Consider the following 20185-nt stretch of genomic DNA (forward strand, 5'->3'; position numbering starts at 1 on the left):
AAGATACCAGGTTCTGCTCACATGAGGGCCCGCTATCCAGTTTCGATGCGTGCTTCCGCTTCAATCGAGCCGCTTGCCGCTTTCAGTATCGAACAGATGCAGGTGCGCCAAAGGCAAACCTAGCGTCATGCGCTGGCCCGGAGAAACGTCCGGGCGCGCGCGCGTGGTGACGCACCATGTGGTCGCGCCTATTTTCCCGTACAAGTGGGTCTCCGCGCCAGTCGGCTCGATCACGTCGACGTTGAACGGCACGTCGCCGCCCGCCTCGATGTGCTCGGGCCGCACGCCGAGCGTCACGCGCGCGCCCGCCTGGGCCTTGCCTTCCGGCAGCGCAATACGCACGCCGTCTTCGAGCACGAGCGCCGTGCCGCGCGCATCGCTCATCACCGTGCCCTCGGCAAAATTCATCGAAGGCGAGCCGAGGAAGCTCGCCACGAACAGGTTGCCCGGTTTGTCGTAGAGGTCGAGCGGGCGGCCGATCTGTTCGATGCGCCCCGCGTTCATCACGACGATGCGGTCGGCCATCGTCATCGCCTCGATCTGGTCGTGCGTGACGTACACCACCGTGTTGCGCAGACGCTGGTGCAGCGCCTTGATCTCGGTGCGCATCTGCACGCGCAGCTTGGCGTCGAGGTTCGAAAGCGGTTCGTCGAACAGGAACAGCGCGGGCTCGCGCACCACGGCGCGGCCCATGGCGACGCGCTGGCGCTGGCCGCCCGAGAGCGCGCGCGGCAGGCGCTCCAGGTAGCTCGACAGGTTGAGCATTTTCGCGGCGGCTTCGATGCGCGGCTTGAAACCGTTCTCGCGCTCCTTGCGAATGCGCGGACCGAACGCGATGTTGTCGTACACCGACAGATGCGGGTACAGCGCGTAGCTCTGGAACACCATCGAAATATTGCGCTGCTGCGGCGGCAATGCGTTCGCGCGCGTGCCGCCGATGGTGAGGTCGCCGCCGGAGATGTCTTCGAGGCCGGCGATCATGCGCATCACCGTGGTCTTGCCGCAACCCGAGGGACCGACGAGCACGACGAATTCGCCGTCTTCGATGTCGAGGTCGACGCCGTGCACGACCTGGGTGTCGCCATAACGCTTGTAGATGCCGTTCAGTTGTACCGCTGCCATGCTGTCCTCGTTTGCGTGAAGTCTTGTCAGGTCGCTCAGATCAATTCGCCGCGTGCGCGCCTCAGAACGGATCGAGCGTCAGCTCGTTCGCCATCATCCGGTTGCCCGCCATGAGGCCCGCATCCACGGGCAGCGCCACGCCCGTGATCACGCGTGCTTGCGGCGAGGCGAGAAACTGCACGGCGTCGGCGATATCCTCGGGCGTAGCCACGTCGCCTAGCGGATACCACTTGCTCAGTTCTTCGAATATCTTTGGATGCTGCTCGACGCGTGCGCGCCACGCGGGCGTCTTCACCGTGCCGGGGCACACGATGTTCGCGCGTATGCCGTGCGGGCCCAGCTCCATGGCGAGCGCCTTCGTGTAGCTCACGAGGCCCGCCTTCGCCGCGCTATACGCGGGGTGGCCGAGCGCCGACAGGCCGTTCACCGAGCCGATCAGCACCAGCGCGCCGCGCCGGCGCTCGATCATCGAGGCGCGCACGGCTTCGACCGTGTAGTAGGTCCCGTTCAGATTCAGGTCGATGTCGCGCCGCCAGCTCGCGGCGTCGGTATGCGCGAGCGTCGTGCCGAGCGCGCCGCCCGCGTTCGCCACGGCCACGTCCACCGGGCCGCGCGCCGCCACGCCGCGCGCCACGGCTGCGGTTACGGCGGCTTGATCGCTCACGTCGGCGGCGAGCGGTTCGAGGCGCGCCGCGCCCGCTTCGCCGAATTCGGCCGCGAGCTGTTGCACGCCCGCCGCGTCGCGGTCGAGCGCGAGCACCGTGTCGCCCGCTTCCAGAAACCGTTTGCATAGCGCGCGGCCTATGCCGCCGCTCGCGCCCGTCACCAGCACCACCCGGCTCATGTCGACTCTCCGTGCGGCTCGCCAGCCTTGCCGGAGAGCCTGAAAATTTCCTACATACGAATATGGACAATGGTCCGTATGCGGGTTTATACCGAGCGCACGCCGCTGCTGCAGCGCATGAATTTCCCCTGTTTTACAGCATGTTATGCAAATTCCGGCGCTCGAAACAATATCGAGTTTACCAGGTGACAACGCTTTTTTCATCCTGTAGGATTTTTTCAAACAACGCAACCCAGCAGCCGGGTCACGGCGGCGACATAAGCAGGAACAACCACTTAGGAGAAAGAGAATGTCGTTTCAGGCACGTGCAACCACCATGCTCGGCAAGCTCGCCGTCGCGCTAGCGTTCGCCGGCATCACCGCCGCGGCGCACGCCGATACGGTCCGCGTGACCGTCGCCCACTACAGCGACGCCACCGCGCCGTACTTCGAGAAAATGGCCAAGCAGTTCGAGGCCGCAAATCCAGGCATCACGATCAAGATCGAAGACGTGAACTGGGACTCGCTGCAACAGAAGCTGCAAACGGACATCTCCGGCGGCGCGAACGCCGACCTCGCGATCATCGGCACGCGGTGGCTCCTCGACTTCGTGAAGGACGACATTGCCGAGCCGCTCGACCCGTACATGGACGCGAACTTCAAGGGCCGCTTCATCGGTCCGTTCCTGGCCCCGGGTCAGATCAACGGCAAGACCTACGGCCTGCCGATCGCCGCTTCGGCGCGCGCGCTGTACTACAACAAGGACATGCTCGCTTCGGTTGGCTATCCGCAAGGCCCGAAGACGTGGAACGACGTGATCGACGCGTCGAAGAAGCTCAAGGCGAAGGGCATTGCGGGCTTCGGTCTGCAGGGCAAGGAAATTGAAACCGACGTGTATTTCTACTACGCGTTGTGGACCCACGGCGGCGAAGTGGTGGGCAAGGACGGCAAGGCGGCATTCAACTCGCCGGCTGGCGTGAAAGCCGCAACGCTCTACAAGTCCATGATCGACGAAGGTCTCACGCAGCCGGGCGTGACGGGCTACAGCCGTGAAGACGTGCAGAACCTCTTCAAGCAGGGCCGCGTGGCGATGATGATCTCGGCGCCGTTCCTCGCCAAGCAGTTGCAGAAGGAAGCACCGAACATCAAGTACGGCATCGACCCGATCCCGGTAGCCACGACGCCCGCCACCTACGCGGTGACCGACTCGATCATGATGTTCAAGAACTCCAAGGTGAAGCAGAGCGCCTGGAAGTTCCTGGACTTCCTGTTCACGAAGGAACCGCGCGTGCAGTTCACGAGCACGGAAGGCTTCCTGCCGACCACGAAGGCTGAAGCGAGCGACCCGGCTTTCCAGAATCCGGACACGCAAGCCTTCATCGCGCTGCTGCCGCATGCGAAGTTCGCGCCGACCGTGACGGGCTGGGAAGACACCGCCAAGGCCGTGACCAACGCGATGCAGTCGGTCTACCTTGGCAAGGCCAAGCCCGCCGATGCGCTAAACCAGGCGGCCACCGAAGCGAACAAGTCGCTCGGCAAGTAAGTCTGGCAAACAAGCCCTGATGGCAACACCGGCGCGCGCCTGAAGTTTCCGGCGCGCGCCGGAGCGCCTGAGAACCGACGTTTCGAAGCACTGACGATTCGACATGACTACGGGTCCCCTGAAGCCCTCGCCCGCCACAGCACCGGCCGGCGATGCCCCCGACCGATCACGCGCACGAACCCGCATGAGCCGACTACCCCGCGCCGTTTCCGCGCCCCGCGCGCCCTGGCTCCTGATCGTGCCGAGTCTCGTGCTCGCGCTCTTCATCATCAGCTATCCGATCTTCAACATCGTGTATCAGTCGCTGCACGAGGTGTCGCGCTTCGGGCAGATTCGCGACTTCAGCGGCCTGCAGAACTTCTATAACGTGTTCGGCGACCCGGTGTTCATGAGCGCCCTGAGGAACACGCTGATCTGGACATTCTTCGTCGTGGTGGGGACGGTGGGGATTTCCGTGCCGGTCGCGCTCGTGCTCAATCAGGACTTTTACGGCCGCGGCATTGCGCGCACGATCGTCATGCTGCCGTGGTCCGTCTCGCTCACGATGACGGCCGTGGTCTGGCGCTGGGCGTTCAACGACGACTACGGCATGGTCAATGTCACGCTGCAGCGCCTCGGCCTCACTACGGGGCCGATCCACTGGCTCGCGACGCCCGAGTATGCGTTCCCGGTGGAAATCTGCGTGGGCATACTCGTGTCGATCCCCTTCACGACCACGATCCTGCTGGGCGGCCTTTCCTCGGTGCCGGGCGATATTTACGAAGCCGCGCGCATTGACGGTGCGAGCGCCTGGCAACAGTTCCGCAAGCTCACGCTGCCGCTGCTCAAGCCGTTCATCAACATGGCGGTCCTGCTGAACGTGATTTACGTGTTCAACTCGTTCCCGATCATCTGGGTGATGACGCAAGGCGGACCCGACGACAGCACGCATATTCTCGTCACTTACCTTTACGAACTCGGCTTCCGGTTAGGACGACCTGGCGAAGCGGCCGCCGTCTCGCTCATCATGCTCGTCATCCTGTTCGCCTTCTCGGTGGTCTACCTGCGCCTGCAGGCAAAACGCGGCAGCGCCGAAGGAGACCTGGCATGAACCGCAAGCTCAAACGCTCGATCTGGTGCTGGCTCGTGCTCTCGCCGCTCGTCGTGGCCGTGCTGTTCCCGTTCGCGGTGATGTTCTTCACCTCGTTCAAGCCGGCTTCGGAAGTGTTCGTCTATCCGGCGCGCTGGCTGCCGATGCAATGGCGCTGGCAGAACTACGTCGACATGTGGCAGGCCGCGAACTTCGGCGTCGCGCTGCGCAACAGCATCGTGGTGAGCTGTCTTTCCACCGCGCTCGCGCTCGCCGTGAGCCTCCCGGCCGCCTATGCGCTCGCGCGCTTTCCGTTCCGCGGGCGCGGCCTGTACCGCCAGTTCCTGCTCGTCACGCAGATGCTCTCGCCGATCCTGCTCGTGGTCGGCCTGTTCCGGCTCGCCGCGATGATTCCGTACGGCGACGGCAATCTCGTCGATTCGAAGATCGGCGTGATCGTCTCTTATGCGGCGTTCAATATCGCGTTTGCCGTGTGGATGCTCTCGTCGTATTTCCAGACCGTGCCGCGCGATCTCGAAGAATCGGCGTGGCTCGAAGGCTGCAGCCGCACGGGTGCCGTGTTCCGCGTGTTCCTGCCGCTCGCGGTGCCGGCCGTGGTGGTCACGGCAATCTTCACGTTCATCAGCGCGTGGAATGAGTTCGCCGTGGTCTACACGCTGATCCGCTCGCCCGAGAACAAGACGCTCACGGTGCAGGTCACCGACATGGTGGCCGGCAAGTACACCGTGGAATGGCAGCTCGTCATGGCGGCCACGCTCGCCGCCACGCTGCCGGTGTCCGTGGTGTTCGCCTGGCTGCAGCGCTATATGGTGAAGGGACTCGCACTAGGCGCCGTGAAGTAACAGGAAGTCTCGCGCCTACTTGCTCAGTTCATGGCCGATCACGCCGCCGGCCACGGCGCCGCCCACGGTGCCGACCGCGCTGCCGTTGGTGGCCCGGTTGCCGACGTAGCCGCCCGCGGCGGCGCCGCCCAGCGTGCAGGCTCCCGTGCCCGCTGCGGTGAGCACGACGGTGATGACGAGTGAGGCGCGCGCGGCGCTCGAGCGTCGTAGCCAGTTCATCGCCAATTCTCCTGATCGATGGTCCTGGCTTTTATGCCAGCAAGCATCGTGCCGCGCCGGCTTTCAGCCGTGGTGCAGATGCAGCAGGATCAGCGTGAGCGTGACGAGTGAACCGAGTGTGGAATGCAAAATGGTACGCGACGTCACGTGCGCCTCGCGCCGGTAGTACTCGGCGAGCATGAACGGGCCGGTGCCCGTGGGCAGTGCCGCTAGCAACACCGCGATTTCCACGAGCGGGTCAGGCAGCCCGAAAACGCGATCGGCCAGCCACCACGTGAGCAGCGGCTGCCCGACGAGCTTGCAGAGCGTGAGCCACCACGACGACTCGCGCGGCGCCTCGCCGCTCGCGCGACGCTCGGCGAGAAACAGCCCGAGGCTCACAAGCGCGCACGGGCTCGCCGCGCCGCCCAGGAGCTTGAGAAACGTTTCCGCGCTAGCGGGCAACGTGACATGCGCGGCCGAAACGACCGCCCCCAGCGCCGGCGCCACCAGCAGCGGATTGCGCAGCAGCGAGCGCACCACCTTGATGGCGAGCCGGTGCGGACGCCGCTCGCTTTGCAGTCCCGTTTCGATCAACACGATGGCAATGGCGAACAGCACGCAGACCACGAGGATCGTCGCGATGGTCGTGGGCGTGAGGCTCGACGGCCCGAAGGCGATCATGCACAGCGGGAAACCCACGTAACCGGTATTCGGATACGCGGCGGCAAGCCCGTCGATGCTCGCATCGGCGAGCGGGCGGCCGAGGAACACGCGCGCCCCCACCACGGCGACGAACACGGCGAGACCGGCAAGGCCGAAGGCGGCGACGAACGCCGGCTGATAGAGCTCGTGCCACGTTGCGTGCGCAAGGATATCGAAGAGCAGCGCCGGAAGTGCGAGCCACACGACAAAGCGGTTCAGCTCGGAAGCCGCGGCGGGCCCGAGGACATTCGTGCGACGGCAGGCGAAGCCCGCGAAAATGAGACCGAAAACCGGCAGGAGAATGGAAACGGCAGAAAGCATCGGAATTCGTGAATGCAAAGCGCGCGGACGTGCCGCGCGCCAGGGTGAAACGGAAGACGAACAGGTTCGCTAATCCATCGCCGCGTGACTCGTATCGACGGTGACGGCGCTCGGGCCGGTGCGGATCAGAAAGAGCAGCGGAATCACGAGCAGCGTCGCCACGAACATCATCTTGAAGTCGTTCAGATACGCGATCATCTGGGCCTGCTGCGTGATCGACTGGTTGAGCACGGCGAGATCGTACCGCGAACCGCTTTCGAGCATCTGCTGAACCGCCGGATTGAACGGCGTGATGTTCGCGGCGAGGTCCGAATGCGCGATCTGCGTGCCGCGCGTGACGAAGGTCTGCACGATCGAAATGCCGATACTGCTACCGATGTTGCGCATCAAGCTATAGGTGGCCGTGCCGTCCGCGCGCAGTTGCGGTGTCAGCGTCGAGAACGTCAGCGCGGAAAGCGGCACGAACACGAAGCCGAGGCCAAAGCCCTGCACCACGCCCGGCCACACGATATCCGAGGGCGAAAGCACGAGCGTGTACTGCATCATCTGCCAGAGCGCGTAGGCGGAGACCACAAAGCCGAACAGCAGCATAATGCGCGCGTCCACGCGTTTCAGTATGCGTCCGGCTATCAGCATGGCGACCATGGTGCCCGCGCCGCTCGGCGCGGTCACGAGCCCCGTAGTGGCGACCGGATAGCCCATGAGGTTCTGCAGCATGGGCGGCAGCAGCGCGCGGGTGGCGTACAGCACTGCGCCGATCACGAAGATGAAGAGCGTGCCCGTGGCGAAGTTGCGGTCCTTGAGCAGCTGGTAGCGAAAGAACGTGCCGGGCCCCGAGGTGGCCGTATGCACGACGAAGAATGCGAAGGCAATGACCGCCACCAGCGCCTCGATGCGGATTTCCAGCGAGCCGAACCAGTCGAGCTGCTCGCCGCGGTCGAGCAAGGCCTGCAACGCGCCGATGGCAAGCGCGAGCGTGGCGAAACCGAACACGTCGAAGCGCTGCGTGCGGCCAGGCACGCGCGCGGGCATGAAAGTCGAGACGCCGAAAAACGCGAACAGGCCCACCGGCACGTTGATGAAGAACACCCAGCGCCAGTTGTAGCTATCCGTGAGCCAGCCGCCCAGCGTGGGCCCCAGCACGGGACCGACCATCACGCCCATGCCCCAGACCGCCATGGCCTGCCCCTGGCGCTCGCGCGGATTGATGTCGAGAAGAATGGACTGCGAGAGCGGCACGAGCGACGCGCCGAACACGCCCTGCAACAGCCGCGACGCGACGATCTCGCCGAGCGTTTCGGAAAGCCCGCACAGCGCCGAGGCCACGGTGAAGCCGGCAATCGCCATGCCAAGGAGCCGCTTGACGCCGTAACGGTCGGCGAGCCAGCCCGTGAGCGGCGTGGCGATGGCGGCGGCGACGATATACGAGGTGAGCACCCAGGTGATCTCGTCCTGGGAGGCAGACAGCGTGCCCTGCATGTGCGGCAGCGCGACATTGGCGATCGTGCTGTCCAGCGTTTGCATCAGCGTGGCGAGCATGATCGAGAGCGTGATCATGCCGCGATTGAGCGGGGCTTCCTTGACCGGCTCCGCCCGATGCTGCGCGGCGGTGCCGTCCTGCATGACTGCGGTCATCGTGCGGGTGTCTAGCGGCTATCTTGATTGGGGGGCGGAGCGCATCGAATTAATAAGCCTGCTTATTATACGACTCGCACCTGCTGACGCAATCGGTATCGCCAGGGACGCACGTGCGAAGGCGCGAGCCGCCCGCCCGTATAATCGCGCGATGACTACCGACCTCGAAAAGCGCTTTGGCTTCCTGGTCGTCGACGTGGGCCGGCTCTACGGCAAACGTTACGACGAGCTTGCGAAGTCGTCGCTCGAACTCACGCGTGCGCAGTGCCGCATGATCGCGTACCTCGCGCACTACGGCGACATGAACCAGGCGCGCCTCGCCGAACTGCTGGAAGTGGCGCCCATTTCCGCGGGGCGGCTGCTCGAGCGCATGGAAGAAGGCGGCTGGGTCGTGCGCACGCCCAACCCGGACGACCGCCGCGAATTGCTGGTGAGCCTGACGCCCAGGGCACAAGGCGTGCTCACGGGCGCGCGCCGCGTAGGTGACGAAGTCCAGGCGGAAGCCTTGGCGGGCTTCACGCCTGAAGAAGCTGAGCAGTTCGGCGCGATGCTTCAGCGGGTGCGCGCCAATCTCGGCGCGCTGGTGGAACGGTAACCCCGAGCGATAACTCGCGTTATCGCAGCCGCACGAGCGTGGACTTGAGTTCCGTGTACTTCTCGAGCGCGTGCAACGACTTGTCGCGACCGTTGCCGGATTCCTTGAAGCCGCCGAACGGGAAGTTCATGTCCCCGCCTTCGTCGTAGCAGTTCACCCACACCGTGCCCGCACGGAGCCTGCGCGAAATTTCATGCGCGTGCGTGAGGTTCGCGGTCCAGACCGCAGCCGCGAGCCCGTAGTCACTGTCGTTGGCAATGCGCACCGCTTCGTCGATCGTGCTGAAGGTAATGACCGACAGCACCGGCCCGAAGATTTCCTCGCGCGCGATCTTCGTGTCGTGATGCGTATCGAACACCGTGGGCTGCACGTAGAAGCCCCCACCCTCGGCATTCACGCGTTCACCGCCTGTCAGCAGCTTCGAGTCCTTGCGACCGGCTTCGATATAGCTCAGCACCCGCTCCAGCTGAATCTTGTCGATGATCGCGCCCATCGACACATCCGGATCGAGAGGATTGCCTGGCTTATAGGCCTTCGCCGCCTCGACGAGCTTCGCGAGGAATACGTCCTTGATCTCGTGATGGACGAGCAGGCGCGATCCCGCCGTACACATTTCACCCATGTTGTAGAAGATCGCGCCCGCCGCCGCGTTCGCCGCACGGTCGAGGTCCGGGCAGTCGTGCAGCACGATATTCGGCGACTTGCCGCCAAGCTCCAGCCACACGCGCTTGAGATTCGACTGCCCCGCGTACTGCATGATCTGCTTGCCCACGTTCGTCGAGCCCGTGAACGCAATGCAGTCCACGTCGCGATGCAGGCCGAGCAGCTTCCCGGGCTCCCCGCCACCGGGCAGCACGTTGAATACGCCGGCCGGAATGCCGGCCTCGTGCGCAAGCTGCGCCACGCGAATGGCCGTGAGCGGCGACTTCTCCGAAGGCTTGAGCACGACACTGTTGCCCGCCGCGAGCGCGGGCCCGAACTTCCACGAGGCCATCAGGATCGGGAAATTCCACGGCACGACGGCGGCGACCACGCCAATAGGCTCGCGCGTGACGAGGCCCACCAGATGATGATCGGCGGGCACGACTTCGCCACCCACCTTGTCGATGGCCTCCGCGAACCATTCCACACAATAAGCCGCGCCTGGCACATCTACGGTCGTGGTGTCGCCAATCGGCTTGCCTGCGTCGAGCGTTTCGAGCAGCGCGAGTTCGTCGAGATGCTCGCGCATGAGCGCGGCCCAGCGCAGCAGAACGGCCTTGCGCGCACGCGGATTCAGGCCAGCCCAGACGCCTTCGTCGAACGCGCGGCGGGCAGCGCCGACCGCGGCGTCGACATCGGCTGCGCCGCAATCGGCCACGCTCGCGAGCACGCGGCCGTCGATCGGGCTCACGCAATCGAACGTGCGGCCCGAATATGCATCGCGATACGCGCCGTCGATGAATGCGCGGCCTTCGATCGGAAGCGTCGCGGCCCTGTCCTGCCAGTAAGCGAATGTTTTCTTTTCCATCAGGATGCCTCAATGATTTGCGATCCACCTTGCACGCTGCAACGCGGCGTCAGGTGAAACGGGTTCGCGCGATCAGGGAGTCAGAAGGTGGGCGGCGAGTTCGCCGACACCACTTCGCAGACTTCGTTCGCGCTGGGATTGCGAAACCGGTGCGGGAAGCGGCTTTCGAAATAGTAGCTGTCTCCGGGGTCGAGCAGCCAGGTCGTGCCCTCCACGGTCAGCTCGAGTTGTCCGGCGACCACCACGCCCCCTTCGTGCCCCGCATGCACCAGCATTTCAGGGCCGGTATCGGCCAGCGGCTGATAGACCTCGCGCATGATGCCCATGTTGCGGTCCTTCACGTTCGCGCCGGCCAGATAGAACTCGATCGATTCGTTGCCGAGGTTCGGCATTTCGCCGCGCCGCGACACGACTTCTGTCCCTTCGGTCAGGTCAAATGTGAAGAATTCAGCGAGGCTCATTGGTATGCATTCGAGCAGCTTCTTGAGCGACCCCACCGAGGGACTGACGCGACTTTGCTCGATCAGCGAGATCGCGCCATTGGTCACGCCTGCGCGCTTGGCGAGCTCGCGCTGCGACAAACCATAGCGTTTGCGGACATAACGTAGACGCGTGGCGACTTCGGATGACACAGAGGCGGACTCGGACACGATGAAGGACCGTTGGCAGTGAACGCGCGAGGAGAGGGCGCGGTGGACGTGTTGAATATTCTAATCAGTTTGCTTTATTTTGCGTCAGTACAAACCCCTGTAAGTTATTCGAAATATAAGTGCAGGAGCCGATATTTCGCACAGCGAGCTATTTCAAAGGGCTCTCGGGGAAAGTGCTGACATCAAAAACTTGAAAAAATAATTGACGCCCTTTTTGACTCGTATATGCTGAACTACAGGTCGAACACTGCATCGTTTCTATCGCGTTGCAACGCAAAAACCGCGTTTTATGCGAGGAACATAGCAAGTCGGCTGAGTTTGGAAAGCAATACATCGATGTCGTTCAATGTTTGATGCATCGCTGAATTTGACAACCTCGAATGCTTGAACCAAACGCCTTTTTCAACGCAACCAGTCGAGTGTTATTGTGAGAGTCCGTGGCCCTCTGGTGAGGTGGGATCGTAGTCATGCGAGGTGTCTTCGCAGTGACTGCACCGCCATCGCCGACGGCAGTAGCGGCAGGCTTGCCTCTCGCCTGTTCCTGTCCGTCTTCACGATCCTTTCCCGCCGCTCTGTTCGGCGTCACAACTCGGTCTCTGCACGCGCCTTCATTGCCGTCCACACGGACGAAGTCGCGTCGCTTCTGCCCTAGCGCCTCTCCTTCCCGCGCTGTTCGTTTTCTTCGCCGTCGTTGGTTCGCGAAGTGTCCTGTCGCGCCTTCGCGATGTGGCTGCGCACGCCTGAACACCGTTGCGCCTCACAACGGCAAGAAACGAACCGCCTACATGATCTCCACGCGCAGCGCCATCCGTTAGCGCCGCTGCACGGAGCACCAGGGTTTGTAGTTTTGCGTCCCGCAAGGCTGCAAGGTCATGTCACGCCCGTAGCGCCGACACACCACGCACGGGCAAGCAAGCGAATCATTAGTCATGCGAACCAGACCATTAATTGGCGTCACGGCCGACCGCACGATGATGGGAGCGCACGCGTCACATGTTGCCGGCGAGAAGTACATCGCCGCGGCTGTGGATGGAGCAGGCGCGCTCGCACTCGTGCTGCCCGCCCTGGGCGAGCGGCAGACTTCGGCAGACATTCTCGAAGCCGTGGACGGACTGCTTTTCACCGGCAGCTATTCGAACGTCGAGCCGCATCGTTACGGCGGCCCGGCAAGCGAGAGCGGCACGCTGCACGACCCCGCTCGCGACGCCACCACGCTGCCGCTCCTGCGCGCCGCGATCGAGGCCGGCGTGCCGGTGCTCGCGATCTGCCGCGGCTTCCAGGAGATGAACGTGGTGTTCGGCGGCACGCTGCATCAGCAGGTGCACAACGTTGCGCGCTACGACGACCATCGCGAGAACAAGGACGATCCGCTCGACACGCAATACGGTCCGGCGCACGCGTTGAAGCTCGTGGAAGGCGGTGTGCTGCAACAGCTTGCGGGCGGCGCGCGCGAAGCACGCGTGAATTCGCTGCACGGTCAGGGCATCGAACGGCTGGGCGCGGGCCTCGTGGCCGAGGCATTCGCACCCGACGGCCTTATCGAAGCCGTGAGCGTTGCGAACGCACCCGGTTTTGCGCTTGGCGTGCAGTGGCACCCCGAATGGAAGTACGCCGACGACGCGCTGTCCACCGCTATCTTCCGCACGTTCGGCGAAGCCTGCCGCAACCACATGCTGGCCCGAATACCGGGCGGGGCCGGACACGACGTGGCGCATGCGCCGCGCGCCGCCCACGCCTGATGCCGGCCCATACAGAACAGAGAGAAAGATCATGCATGAAATCGACGAATTCCTGAAGAAGCACCACATCACCGAAATCGAAGCCATCATCCCCGACATGGCGGGCATTGCGCGCGGCAAGATCATCCCGCGCAGCAAGTTCGAATCGGGCGAGGCGATGCGCCTGCCGCAAGCCGTGATGATCCAGACCGTAACGGGCGACTACCCCGAGGACGGAAGCCTCACCGGCGTCACCGACCCCGACATGGTGTGTGTGCCCGACCCTTCGACGATCCGCATCATTCCATGGGCTGTCGATCCCACCGCGCAAGTGATTCACGACTGCGTGCATTTCGACGGCACGCCTGTCGAGATCTCGCCGCGCCGCGTGCTGCGCCGCGTGCTCGACCTGTATGCCGCGAAGGGCTGGAAGCCAGTGATCGCGCCGGAACTCGAGTTCTATCTCGTCGATATGAACAAGGATCCGGATATTCCGCTCGCGCCGCCCATCGGCCGTACGGGCCGTCCGGAAACGGGCCGCCAGGCGTATTCGATCGAAGCGGTGAACGAGTTCGATCCGCTGTTCGAAGACATCTACGAGTACTGCGATATTCAGGATCTCGAAGTCGATACGCTGATTCACGAAGTGGGCGCGGCGCAGATGGAGATCAACTTCCTGCACGGCGATCCGCTCAACCTCGCCGACCGCGTGTTCCTTTTCAAGCGCACGGTGCGTGAAGCCGCGCTGCGCCATCACATGTACGCCACGTTCATGGCCAAGCCCATGGAGAACGAACCGGGCTCGGCTATGCACGTGCATCAGAGCCTCGTTTCGGAGGAAAGCGGTCAGAACCTCTTCACGGGTTCGGACGGCAAGCCCACGGACATGTTCTACGCGTATATCGCTGGCATGCAGAAGTACACGCCAGCGCTCATGCCGATCTTCGCGCCGTACATCAACTCGTATCGCCGCCTTTCGCGTTTCATGGCCGCGCCGATCAACGTGGCATGGGGCTACGACAACCGTACCGTGGGCTTCCGCGTGCCGTACTCGTCGCCGGCTGCGCGCCGCGTGGAAAACCGCATTCCCGGCGTGGACACCAACCCGTACCTCGCGATCGCCGGCACGCTGGCCGCGGGCTATCTGGGGATGACGCAGCATCTCAAGCCCACCGAACCGCTCGTGAGCGACGGCTACTCGCTGCCCTACCAGCTGCCGCGCAATCTCGAGGAAGGCCTCACGCTGATGGGCTCGTGCGAGCCGCTCAAGGACATCCTCGGCGAGAAGTTCGTGCGCGCCTACCTCGCGCTTAAGGAAACCGAATACGAAGCCTATTTCCGCGTGATCAGTTCGTGGGAACGCAAGCACCTGCTGCTGCACGTGTAAAAACGAAAGGAGATACAGCAATGAGCTATCGAATCGACGCCCCGGCCAGCGCGCTGCAGGAAGTGCCGACGACGCTACGCGCGCAATCCAGCCGAACGGCGCGCTCGACGAGCGAGTACCGCGCGCTGGACGCCGCGCATCACATTCACCCGTTTTCGGATATGGGCTCGCTCAACCAGACGGGCAGCCGCGTGATCGTGAAGGCGAAAGGCGTGTACCTGTGGGACTCGGAAGGCAACCAGATCATCGACGGCATGGCCGGGCTCTGGTGCGTGAACGTGGGCTATGGCCGCAAGGAACTGGCCGACGCCGCCTACGAGCAAATGCTGGAACTGCCCTTCTACAACACCTTCTTCAAGACCACGCACCCGCCGGTCATCGAATTGTCGGCGCTGCTCGCGCAGCTTTCGCCTGAGCCGTTCAACCACTTCTTCTATTGCAACAGCGGCTCCGAAGGCAACGACACGGTGCTGCGCATCGTGCATCAGTACTGGCTCACGCAAGGCAAGCCCTCGAAGAAGGTCGTGATCTCGCGCCGCAACGCGTATCACGGCTCGACCATCGCGGGCGGCACGCTGGGCGGCATGGGTTACATGCACGAGCAGATGCCCTCGAAGGTCGAGAACATCGTGCACATCGACCAGCCGTACTTCTATGGCGAAGCGCAAGGCAACATGTCGCCCGAGGAATTCGGCCTCGCGCGTGCGCAGCAGCTCGAAGCGAAGATTCTCGAAGTGGGCGCGGAGAACGTGGCCGCCTTCATCGGCGAGCCGTTTCAGGGCGCGGGCGGTGTAATCTTCCCGCCCTCGACCTACTGGCCGGAAATACAGCGCATTTGCCGCAAGTACGACATCCTGCTCTGCGCCGACGAAGTCATCGGTGGCTTCGGCCGCACCGGCGAGTGGTTCGCGCATCAGCACTTCGGCTTCGAGCCCGACCTCATCACGATGGCCAAGGGCCTCACGAGCGGCTACGTGCCGATGGGCGCGGTGGGCATTCACGACCGCATTGCGAAGGCGCTCATCGAGAACGGCGAGTTCAATCATGGCCTCACGTACTCGGGGCATCCGGTCGCCGCCGCCGTGGCCGTGGCGAACCTCAAGCTGCTGCGCGACGAAGGCATCGTCACGCGCGTGAAGAACGACACCGGCCCGTACTTCCAGCAACGCCTGCGCGAGACGTTCGCCAATCATCCGATCATCGGTGACATCTCGGGCGCAGGTCTCGTGGCGGGCCTGCAGCTCGCCGAAGATCCGAAGGCGCGCAAGCGCTTCGCGAATGGCGGCGACGTGGGCACGCTGTGCCGCGACTTCTGCTTCAACGGCAACCTCATCATGCGTGCAACGGGCGACCGCATGCTGCTCTCGCCGCCCCTCGTCGTCACGCGCGGCGAAATCGATGAAATCGTGTCGAAGGCGAAGAAGGCCATCGACCAAACCGCGCAACAACTGGGTCTTTCTTAACGCGACTTGTCCACGGCGGGCGGCGCAACGGGGTGCTGGGCCTCCCGCCGATCTTCATCTTCAGGGGAAAGCAACATGAGTGTTAGTCATCTTCGTCATGCGGTCGCGATCGCGGCCCTCGCAGCGTGTGCAGGCCTCACGGCCATTCCCAGCGCGCCAGCGCACGCGGCAGACGGCGATCTGAACGTCTACAACTGGTCCGACTACATTGCGAAAGACACGATCCCGAACTTCGAAAAAGAAGCGGGCATCAAGGTCAAATACGACAACTACGACAGCGACGACACGCTCCAGGCCAAGCTGCTGGCCGGCAGCTCGGGCTATGACATCGTCGTGCCCACCTCGAATTACATGGCCAAGCAGATTCAGGCGGGTGTCTACCAGAAGCTCGACAAATCGAAGATCCCCAACCTCGCGAACCTCGATCCCGTGCTCATGCACATGATCTCAGACGCGGACCCGGGCAACCAGTACGGCGTGCCCTGGGCGTTCGGCACCGATGGCATCGGCTACAACAAGCAGGCCGTGGAAAAGGCGCTCGGGCCGAACGCGCCGGTCGATAGCTGGGCGCTCGTGTTCGATCCGCAAAATCTCTCGAAGCTCAAGGGCTGCGGCGTGTCGTTCCTCGACCAGGCCGTGGACGTGTTCGCCGCGACGCTGCAATACATGCACAAGGACCCCAACAGCACGAACCCCGCGGACTATCAAGCCGCATTCGAAGTGCTGAAGAAAGTCCGCCCGTATATCACCCAGTTCAATTCGTCGGGCTATATCAACGACCTCGTGAACAACGATATCTGCGTTGCCGTGGCATGGTCGGGCGACGTCGGCATCGCGCACCGCCGCGCCGAAGAAGCCAAGCGCTCGTACGACGTCAAATTCTCGAACGTGAAGGAAGGCGGTCTGTTGTGGTTCGACGTGATGGTCATACCCAAGGACGCACCGCACCCCGAAAACGCGATGAAGTGGATCAACTACATCTCGGATCCGAAGGTCAACGCGCAGATCACCAACGAAGTGTTCTACCCGACGGCGAACAAGGCCGCACGCCAGTTCGTCACGCCGGCAGTCGCGCAGGACGCGACGGTGTACCCGTCGGAAGACGTGCTCAAGAAGATGACGCTGATGAAGCCGATGCCGGCCGACATCCTGCGCCTTGAAAACCGTCTGTGGGCCCAGTTGAAGACCGGCCACTGACGCGTTGATTCCCCCCTGAAGGAAACAAGAAGGAGACGACGCGGAAGAGGGATCGCTCGACCCCTCTCCGCCTGAAGTACGCAATTCCGAAGTCAGGCCGCGCAGCGCCGCCCCCCTGCTTTGACGACGCGCGTGAGCCTTTTCCGAGCTCCGTTCGCAGTACTAATCGCGAGTCGCGTCAGCGCCCCGTGCAGGCCGGCTCGCGCCTGAAAAACGTGTACTGCGATCAGAAAGGAACCAAGGTCAGATCATGAATTCGACGTCCAAAGTCAACGCCCCAGAAGCTTCGCGCGCCAACGCGACCCCGGCAACGAACGATGCGTTCGTGCGCATCGAAAACGTCGTCAAGAAGTTCGGCGATAGCACTGCCGTGGACAACGTGAACCTGAACATCGCCAAGAACGAGCTTTTTGCGCTGCTCGGCAGCTCGGGCTGCGGCAAGTCCACCCTGCTGCGCATGCTCGCGGGCCTCGAAACGGCCACGTCGGGCCGCATCTTCGTCGATGGCGAAGATCTCGCGTCGCTGCCGCCGTACCGCCGCCCCGTCAACATGATGTTCCAGTCGTATGCGCTCTTCCCGCACATGAGCGTGGAGTCGAACGTCGCGTTCGGCCTCAAGCAGGAAGGCGTGCCGAAGAACGAAATTCGCGAGCGCGTGGCCGACGCGCTCAACCTAGTGCAGATGGGCCGCTACGCCAAGCGCAAACCGCATCAGCTTTCGGGCGGCCAGCAGCAGCGCGTGGCGCTTGCGCGCTCGCTCGTGAAGCGCCCCAAGCTCCTGCTGCTCGACGAACCGATGTCGGCGCTCGACAAGAAGATCCGCCAGAAGACCCAGCTCGAACTCGTGAACATCATCGAGAAAGTCGATGTCACCTGTGTGATGGTCACGCACGATCAGGAAGAGGCGATGACCATGGCCAACCGCCTCGCCGTGATGAGCGAAGGCCGCATCGTCCAGATCGGCTCGCCCGGCGAAGTCTACGAATTCCCCAACAGCCGCTTCTCGGCCGAGTTCATCGGCTCGACCAACCTGTTCGAAGGCAAGGTCGTCGAGGACGAGCCCGATCACATCTTCGTGGAAAGCGAAGACCTCGAAACCCGCATGTACGTGAGCCACGGCGTGACCGGCCCGCTCGGCATGCCCGTGGGTATTTCGGTGCGGCCGGAGCGCGTGCGCGTAACGCGCGAGAAGCCCGGCACGCCGCACAACTGGGCGCGCGGCGTGGTCACGGATGTCGCCTACATGGGCAGCTATTCGCTTTATCACGTGCGTCTGCCGGGCGGCAAGGTGGTCGTCTCGAACCTCTCCAGCTCGCACCTCATGAACGATGGCGCGCCCGCCTGGAACGACGATGTCTACGTGTCCTGGTCGCCGGCCAGCGGCGTCGTGCTCACGCAGTAAGGAGACCTTCATCATGAGTACCACCATTCCCGCCACGCCCGGCTCAGGCCGCGCCGCCGCAGACGCTCGCCGGGGCGCGCTCGCGCGCTTCTTCTCGCGCTTCGTGCCCTCGGGCCGCACCGCCGTGATCGGCGTGCCGTTCATCTGGCTCACGCTGTTCTTCGCGCTGCCGTTCGTGCTCGTGCTGAAGATCAGCTTCGCCGACCAGGTGATGGCCGTACCGCCCTACTCGAATCTCGTCGAGATGAAGGACGGCGTGGTGCACTTCGCGCTGCAACTGGGCCACTACGCGTTCCTGCTGCAGGACAGCCTGTACATCGCCACGTACATCAGCTCGCTGAAGATGGCGGCAGTCTCGACGATCTTCTGCCTCTTGATCGGCTACCCCATCGCCTACTACATCGCGCGCTCGAACCCGGCCACACGCAACCTGCTCATGATGGCCGTGATGCTGCCGTTCTGGACTTCGTTCCTGATCCGCGTGTACGCGTGGATCGGCATTCTCAAGGACGACGGCCTGCTCAACCACGCGCTCATGGCCATCGGCCTGATCCACTCTCCGCTGCGTCTCTATCACAGCGACGCGGGCGTCTACATCGGCATGGTCTATTCGTACCTGCCCTTCATGGTGATGCCACTCTACGCGCACCTCGTGAAGATGGACCTCACGCTGCTCGAAGCCGCCTACGACCTGGGCGCGAAGCCCTGGGTGGCCTTCACGCGGATCACGCTGCCGCTCTCGAAGAACGGAATCATCGCGGGCAGCCTGCTCGTGTTCATTCCCGCCGTGGGCGAGTACGTGATTCCCGAACTGCTCGGCGGCGCCGACACGCTCATGATCGGCCGCGTGATGTGGGACGAGTTCTTCAACAACATGGACTGGCCTATGGCGTCCGCCGTCACCGTCGCGATGGTGCTGCTGCTGCTCGTGCCGATGGCTCTCTTCCAGCACAACCAGGTCAAGGAACTGGAGGACCGCAAATGATCAAGCCCAATCGCGCACTCTCCGCAGGGGTGCTCACGCTCGGCATGCTGTTCCTGTATATCCCGATCGTCAGCCTCGTCGTGTATTCGTTCAATGAGTCCAAGCTTGTCACCGTCTGGTCGGGCTTCTCGCTGAAGTGGTACGCCGCCCTGCTGCAGGACGACGAACTGCTCAGCGCCGCGTGGCTGTCGCTGAAAATCGGTCTGATGACGGCGTTCGCCTCTGTCGCGATCGGCACATGGGCCGGCTACGTGCTCGCCCGCATGGGCCGCTTCAGGGGCTTCGCGTTCTTCGCGGGCATGATCAACGCGCCGCTCGTAATTCCCGAGGTCATTCAAGGCATCTCGCTGCTGCTCCTCTTCGTTGCAATGGAGCAGTTGCTCGGCTGGCCAAAGGGACGTGGCGTACTGACCATGTGGATCGGCCACGTGATGCTGTGCGTGTCGTATGTCGCGATCATCGTGCAGTCGCGCGTGAAGGAGATGAACAAGTCGCTCGAGGAAGCCGCGCTCGATCTCGGCGCCACGCCGCTCAAGGTGTTCTTCGTCATCACGCTGCCGCTCATCTCGCAGGCGCTGCTCTCGGGCTGGCTGCTCTCGTTCACGCTTTCGATCGACGACCTCGTGCTGTCCGCGTTCCTTTCCGGACCGGGCTCGACCACGCTGCCGCTCGTCGTGTTCTCGCGCGTACGTCTCGGCCTGAACCCGGAGATGAACGCGCTCGCCACGCTCTTCATCAGCGCGGTAACGATCGGCGTGATCGCCGTGAACCAGCTGATGAGCGCACGCGAGAAGAAGCGTATGCGCGACATGCAGCTCGCCTTCGTCCAGCCCGATGCCGCCGAAGCCGTCACGCCAGCCGCCGCCCCTGCCGGCGCGGTGGGTGCGCCGATCGGACGGCGCGCGGCGTGACGAGCAATCCATAAGAAGCCTATGCGACCCGTGCGGGTGGCGGTGCGCGCCGCCCGCCGCGCCCCAGCCACACGCCGAAGTATCTGTA

The 20185-nt window shown here is 63.5% G+C and carries 18 protein-coding genes and 1 pseudogene; 12 read left to right on the top strand and 7 right to left on the bottom strand.

Annotated elements, in window-relative coordinates; translation table 11 throughout:
* Window positions 1-60 precede the first annotated feature (60 nt).
* Both AB3X98_RS32505 and AB3X98_RS32510 read right to left on the bottom strand, forming a co-directional pair.
* Window positions 61-1122, bottom strand: coding sequence for an ABC transporter ATP-binding protein (locus AB3X98_RS32505; protein WP_368606049.1), 1062 nt, complete (start codon window positions 1120-1122; stop codon window positions 61-63).
* Between the two features lie 61 nt (window positions 1123-1183).
* Window positions 1184-1966, bottom strand: coding sequence for an SDR family oxidoreductase (locus tag AB3X98_RS32510; protein WP_368606048.1), 783 nt, complete (start codon window positions 1964-1966; stop codon window positions 1184-1186).
* A gap of 289 nt (window positions 1967-2255) precedes the next feature.
* On the opposite strand from AB3X98_RS32510, the gene AB3X98_RS32515 reads away from it, so the two are divergent.
* From AB3X98_RS32515 to AB3X98_RS32525, 3 genes are all read left to right on the top strand, one after another.
* Complete coding sequence (locus tag AB3X98_RS32515; RefSeq protein ID WP_069261601.1) at window positions 2256-3488, top strand: ABC transporter substrate-binding protein; 1233 nt, start codon at window positions 2256-2258, stop codon at window positions 3486-3488.
* A gap of 184 nt (window positions 3489-3672) precedes the next feature.
* The gene (locus AB3X98_RS32520) at window positions 3673-4578 is read left to right on the top strand and encodes a carbohydrate ABC transporter permease (protein ID WP_069261600.1); all 906 of its coding nucleotides are present in this window, start codon (window positions 3673-3675) and stop codon (window positions 4576-4578) included.
* Window positions 4575-5420, top strand: a complete 846-nt coding sequence (locus AB3X98_RS32525; RefSeq protein ID WP_069261599.1) for a carbohydrate ABC transporter permease — start codon at window positions 4575-4577, stop codon at window positions 5418-5420. Before AB3X98_RS32520 ends, AB3X98_RS32525 begins: the two co-directional genes overlap by 4 nt.
* 15 nt (window positions 5421-5435) lie before the next feature.
* Here AB3X98_RS32525 and AB3X98_RS32530 read toward each other — a convergent pair whose 3' ends face one another.
* The 3 genes from AB3X98_RS32530 to AB3X98_RS32540 form a co-directional block, all read right to left on the bottom strand.
* On the bottom strand, window positions 5436-5639 hold the full coding sequence (locus AB3X98_RS32530; RefSeq protein ID WP_069261598.1) for a glycine zipper 2TM domain-containing protein: 204 nt from the start codon (window positions 5637-5639) through the stop codon (window positions 5436-5438).
* A gap of 63 nt (window positions 5640-5702) precedes the next feature.
* Entirely contained in the window at window positions 5703-6644 is a 942-nt protein-coding gene (locus AB3X98_RS32535; RefSeq protein WP_342946813.1) for an AEC family transporter, read from the bottom strand.
* Between the two features lie 69 nt (window positions 6645-6713).
* Window positions 6714-8201, bottom strand: coding sequence for a DHA2 family efflux MFS transporter permease subunit (locus AB3X98_RS32540; RefSeq protein WP_368606065.1), 1488 nt, complete (start codon window positions 8199-8201; stop codon window positions 6714-6716).
* Window positions 8202-8430: 229 nt separating this feature from the next.
* On the opposite strand from AB3X98_RS32540, the gene AB3X98_RS32545 reads away from it, so the two are divergent.
* Entirely contained in the window at window positions 8431-8874 is a 444-nt protein-coding gene (locus AB3X98_RS32545) for a MarR family winged helix-turn-helix transcriptional regulator (protein ID WP_069261595.1), read from the top strand.
* A gap of 19 nt (window positions 8875-8893) precedes the next feature.
* Here the strand turns inward: AB3X98_RS32545 and AB3X98_RS32550 are convergent, their stop codons facing one another.
* Complete coding sequence (locus AB3X98_RS32550; RefSeq protein WP_069261594.1) at window positions 8894-10384, bottom strand: aldehyde dehydrogenase; 1491 nt, start codon at window positions 10382-10384, stop codon at window positions 8894-8896.
* Window positions 10385-10464: 80 nt separating this feature from the next.
* A complete protein-coding gene (locus tag AB3X98_RS32555; protein WP_069261593.1) occupies window positions 10465-11016 on the bottom strand; it encodes a cupin domain-containing protein in 552 nt (183 codons plus the stop codon).
* Between the two features lie 445 nt (window positions 11017-11461).
* On the opposite strand from AB3X98_RS32555, the gene AB3X98_RS32560 reads away from it, so the two are divergent.
* From AB3X98_RS32560 to AB3X98_RS32595, 8 genes and pseudogenes are all read left to right on the top strand, one after another.
* The gene (locus AB3X98_RS32560) at window positions 11462-11686 is read left to right on the top strand and encodes a hypothetical protein (RefSeq protein WP_236596917.1); all 225 of its coding nucleotides are present in this window, start codon (window positions 11462-11464) and stop codon (window positions 11684-11686) included.
* 277 nt (window positions 11687-11963) lie between these two features.
* The gene (locus AB3X98_RS32565) at window positions 11964-12773 is read left to right on the top strand and encodes a gamma-glutamyl-gamma-aminobutyrate hydrolase family protein (RefSeq protein ID WP_368606047.1); all 810 of its coding nucleotides are present in this window, start codon (window positions 11964-11966) and stop codon (window positions 12771-12773) included.
* A gap of 31 nt (window positions 12774-12804) precedes the next feature.
* Window positions 12805-14139 (top strand): glutamine synthetase family protein, encoded by a 1335-nt coding sequence (locus tag AB3X98_RS32570; protein ID WP_069261872.1) that lies wholly within the window; start codon window positions 12805-12807, stop codon window positions 14137-14139.
* 20 nt (window positions 14140-14159) lie between these two features.
* Window positions 14160-15602, top strand: coding sequence for an aspartate aminotransferase family protein (locus AB3X98_RS32575; protein WP_368606046.1), 1443 nt, complete (start codon window positions 14160-14162; stop codon window positions 15600-15602).
* Window positions 15603-15677: 75 nt separating this feature from the next.
* The gene (locus tag AB3X98_RS32580; RefSeq protein WP_069261590.1) at window positions 15678-16799 is read left to right on the top strand and encodes a polyamine ABC transporter substrate-binding protein; all 1122 of its coding nucleotides are present in this window, start codon (window positions 15678-15680) and stop codon (window positions 16797-16799) included.
* A 313-nt stretch (window positions 16800-17112) separates the two neighbouring features.
* Window positions 17113-18201: pseudogene (locus AB3X98_RS32585) on the top strand (ABC transporter ATP-binding protein); the annotation flags it as partial.
* Window positions 18202-18214: 13 nt separating this feature from the next.
* On the top strand, window positions 18215-19186 hold the full coding sequence (locus AB3X98_RS32590; protein ID WP_368606045.1) for an ABC transporter permease subunit: 972 nt from the start codon (window positions 18215-18217) through the stop codon (window positions 19184-19186).
* Entirely contained in the window at window positions 19183-20097 is a 915-nt protein-coding gene (locus AB3X98_RS32595) for an ABC transporter permease subunit (protein ID WP_069261587.1), read from the top strand. The genes AB3X98_RS32590 and AB3X98_RS32595 overlap by 4 nt, the downstream gene beginning before the upstream one ends.
* Window positions 20098-20185: the final 88 nt, after the last annotated feature.

Source organism: Paraburkholderia sp. BR14312 (assembly GCF_040948675.1).
Taxonomy (GTDB): domain Bacteria; phylum Pseudomonadota; class Gammaproteobacteria; order Burkholderiales; family Burkholderiaceae; genus Paraburkholderia; species Paraburkholderia nodosa_A.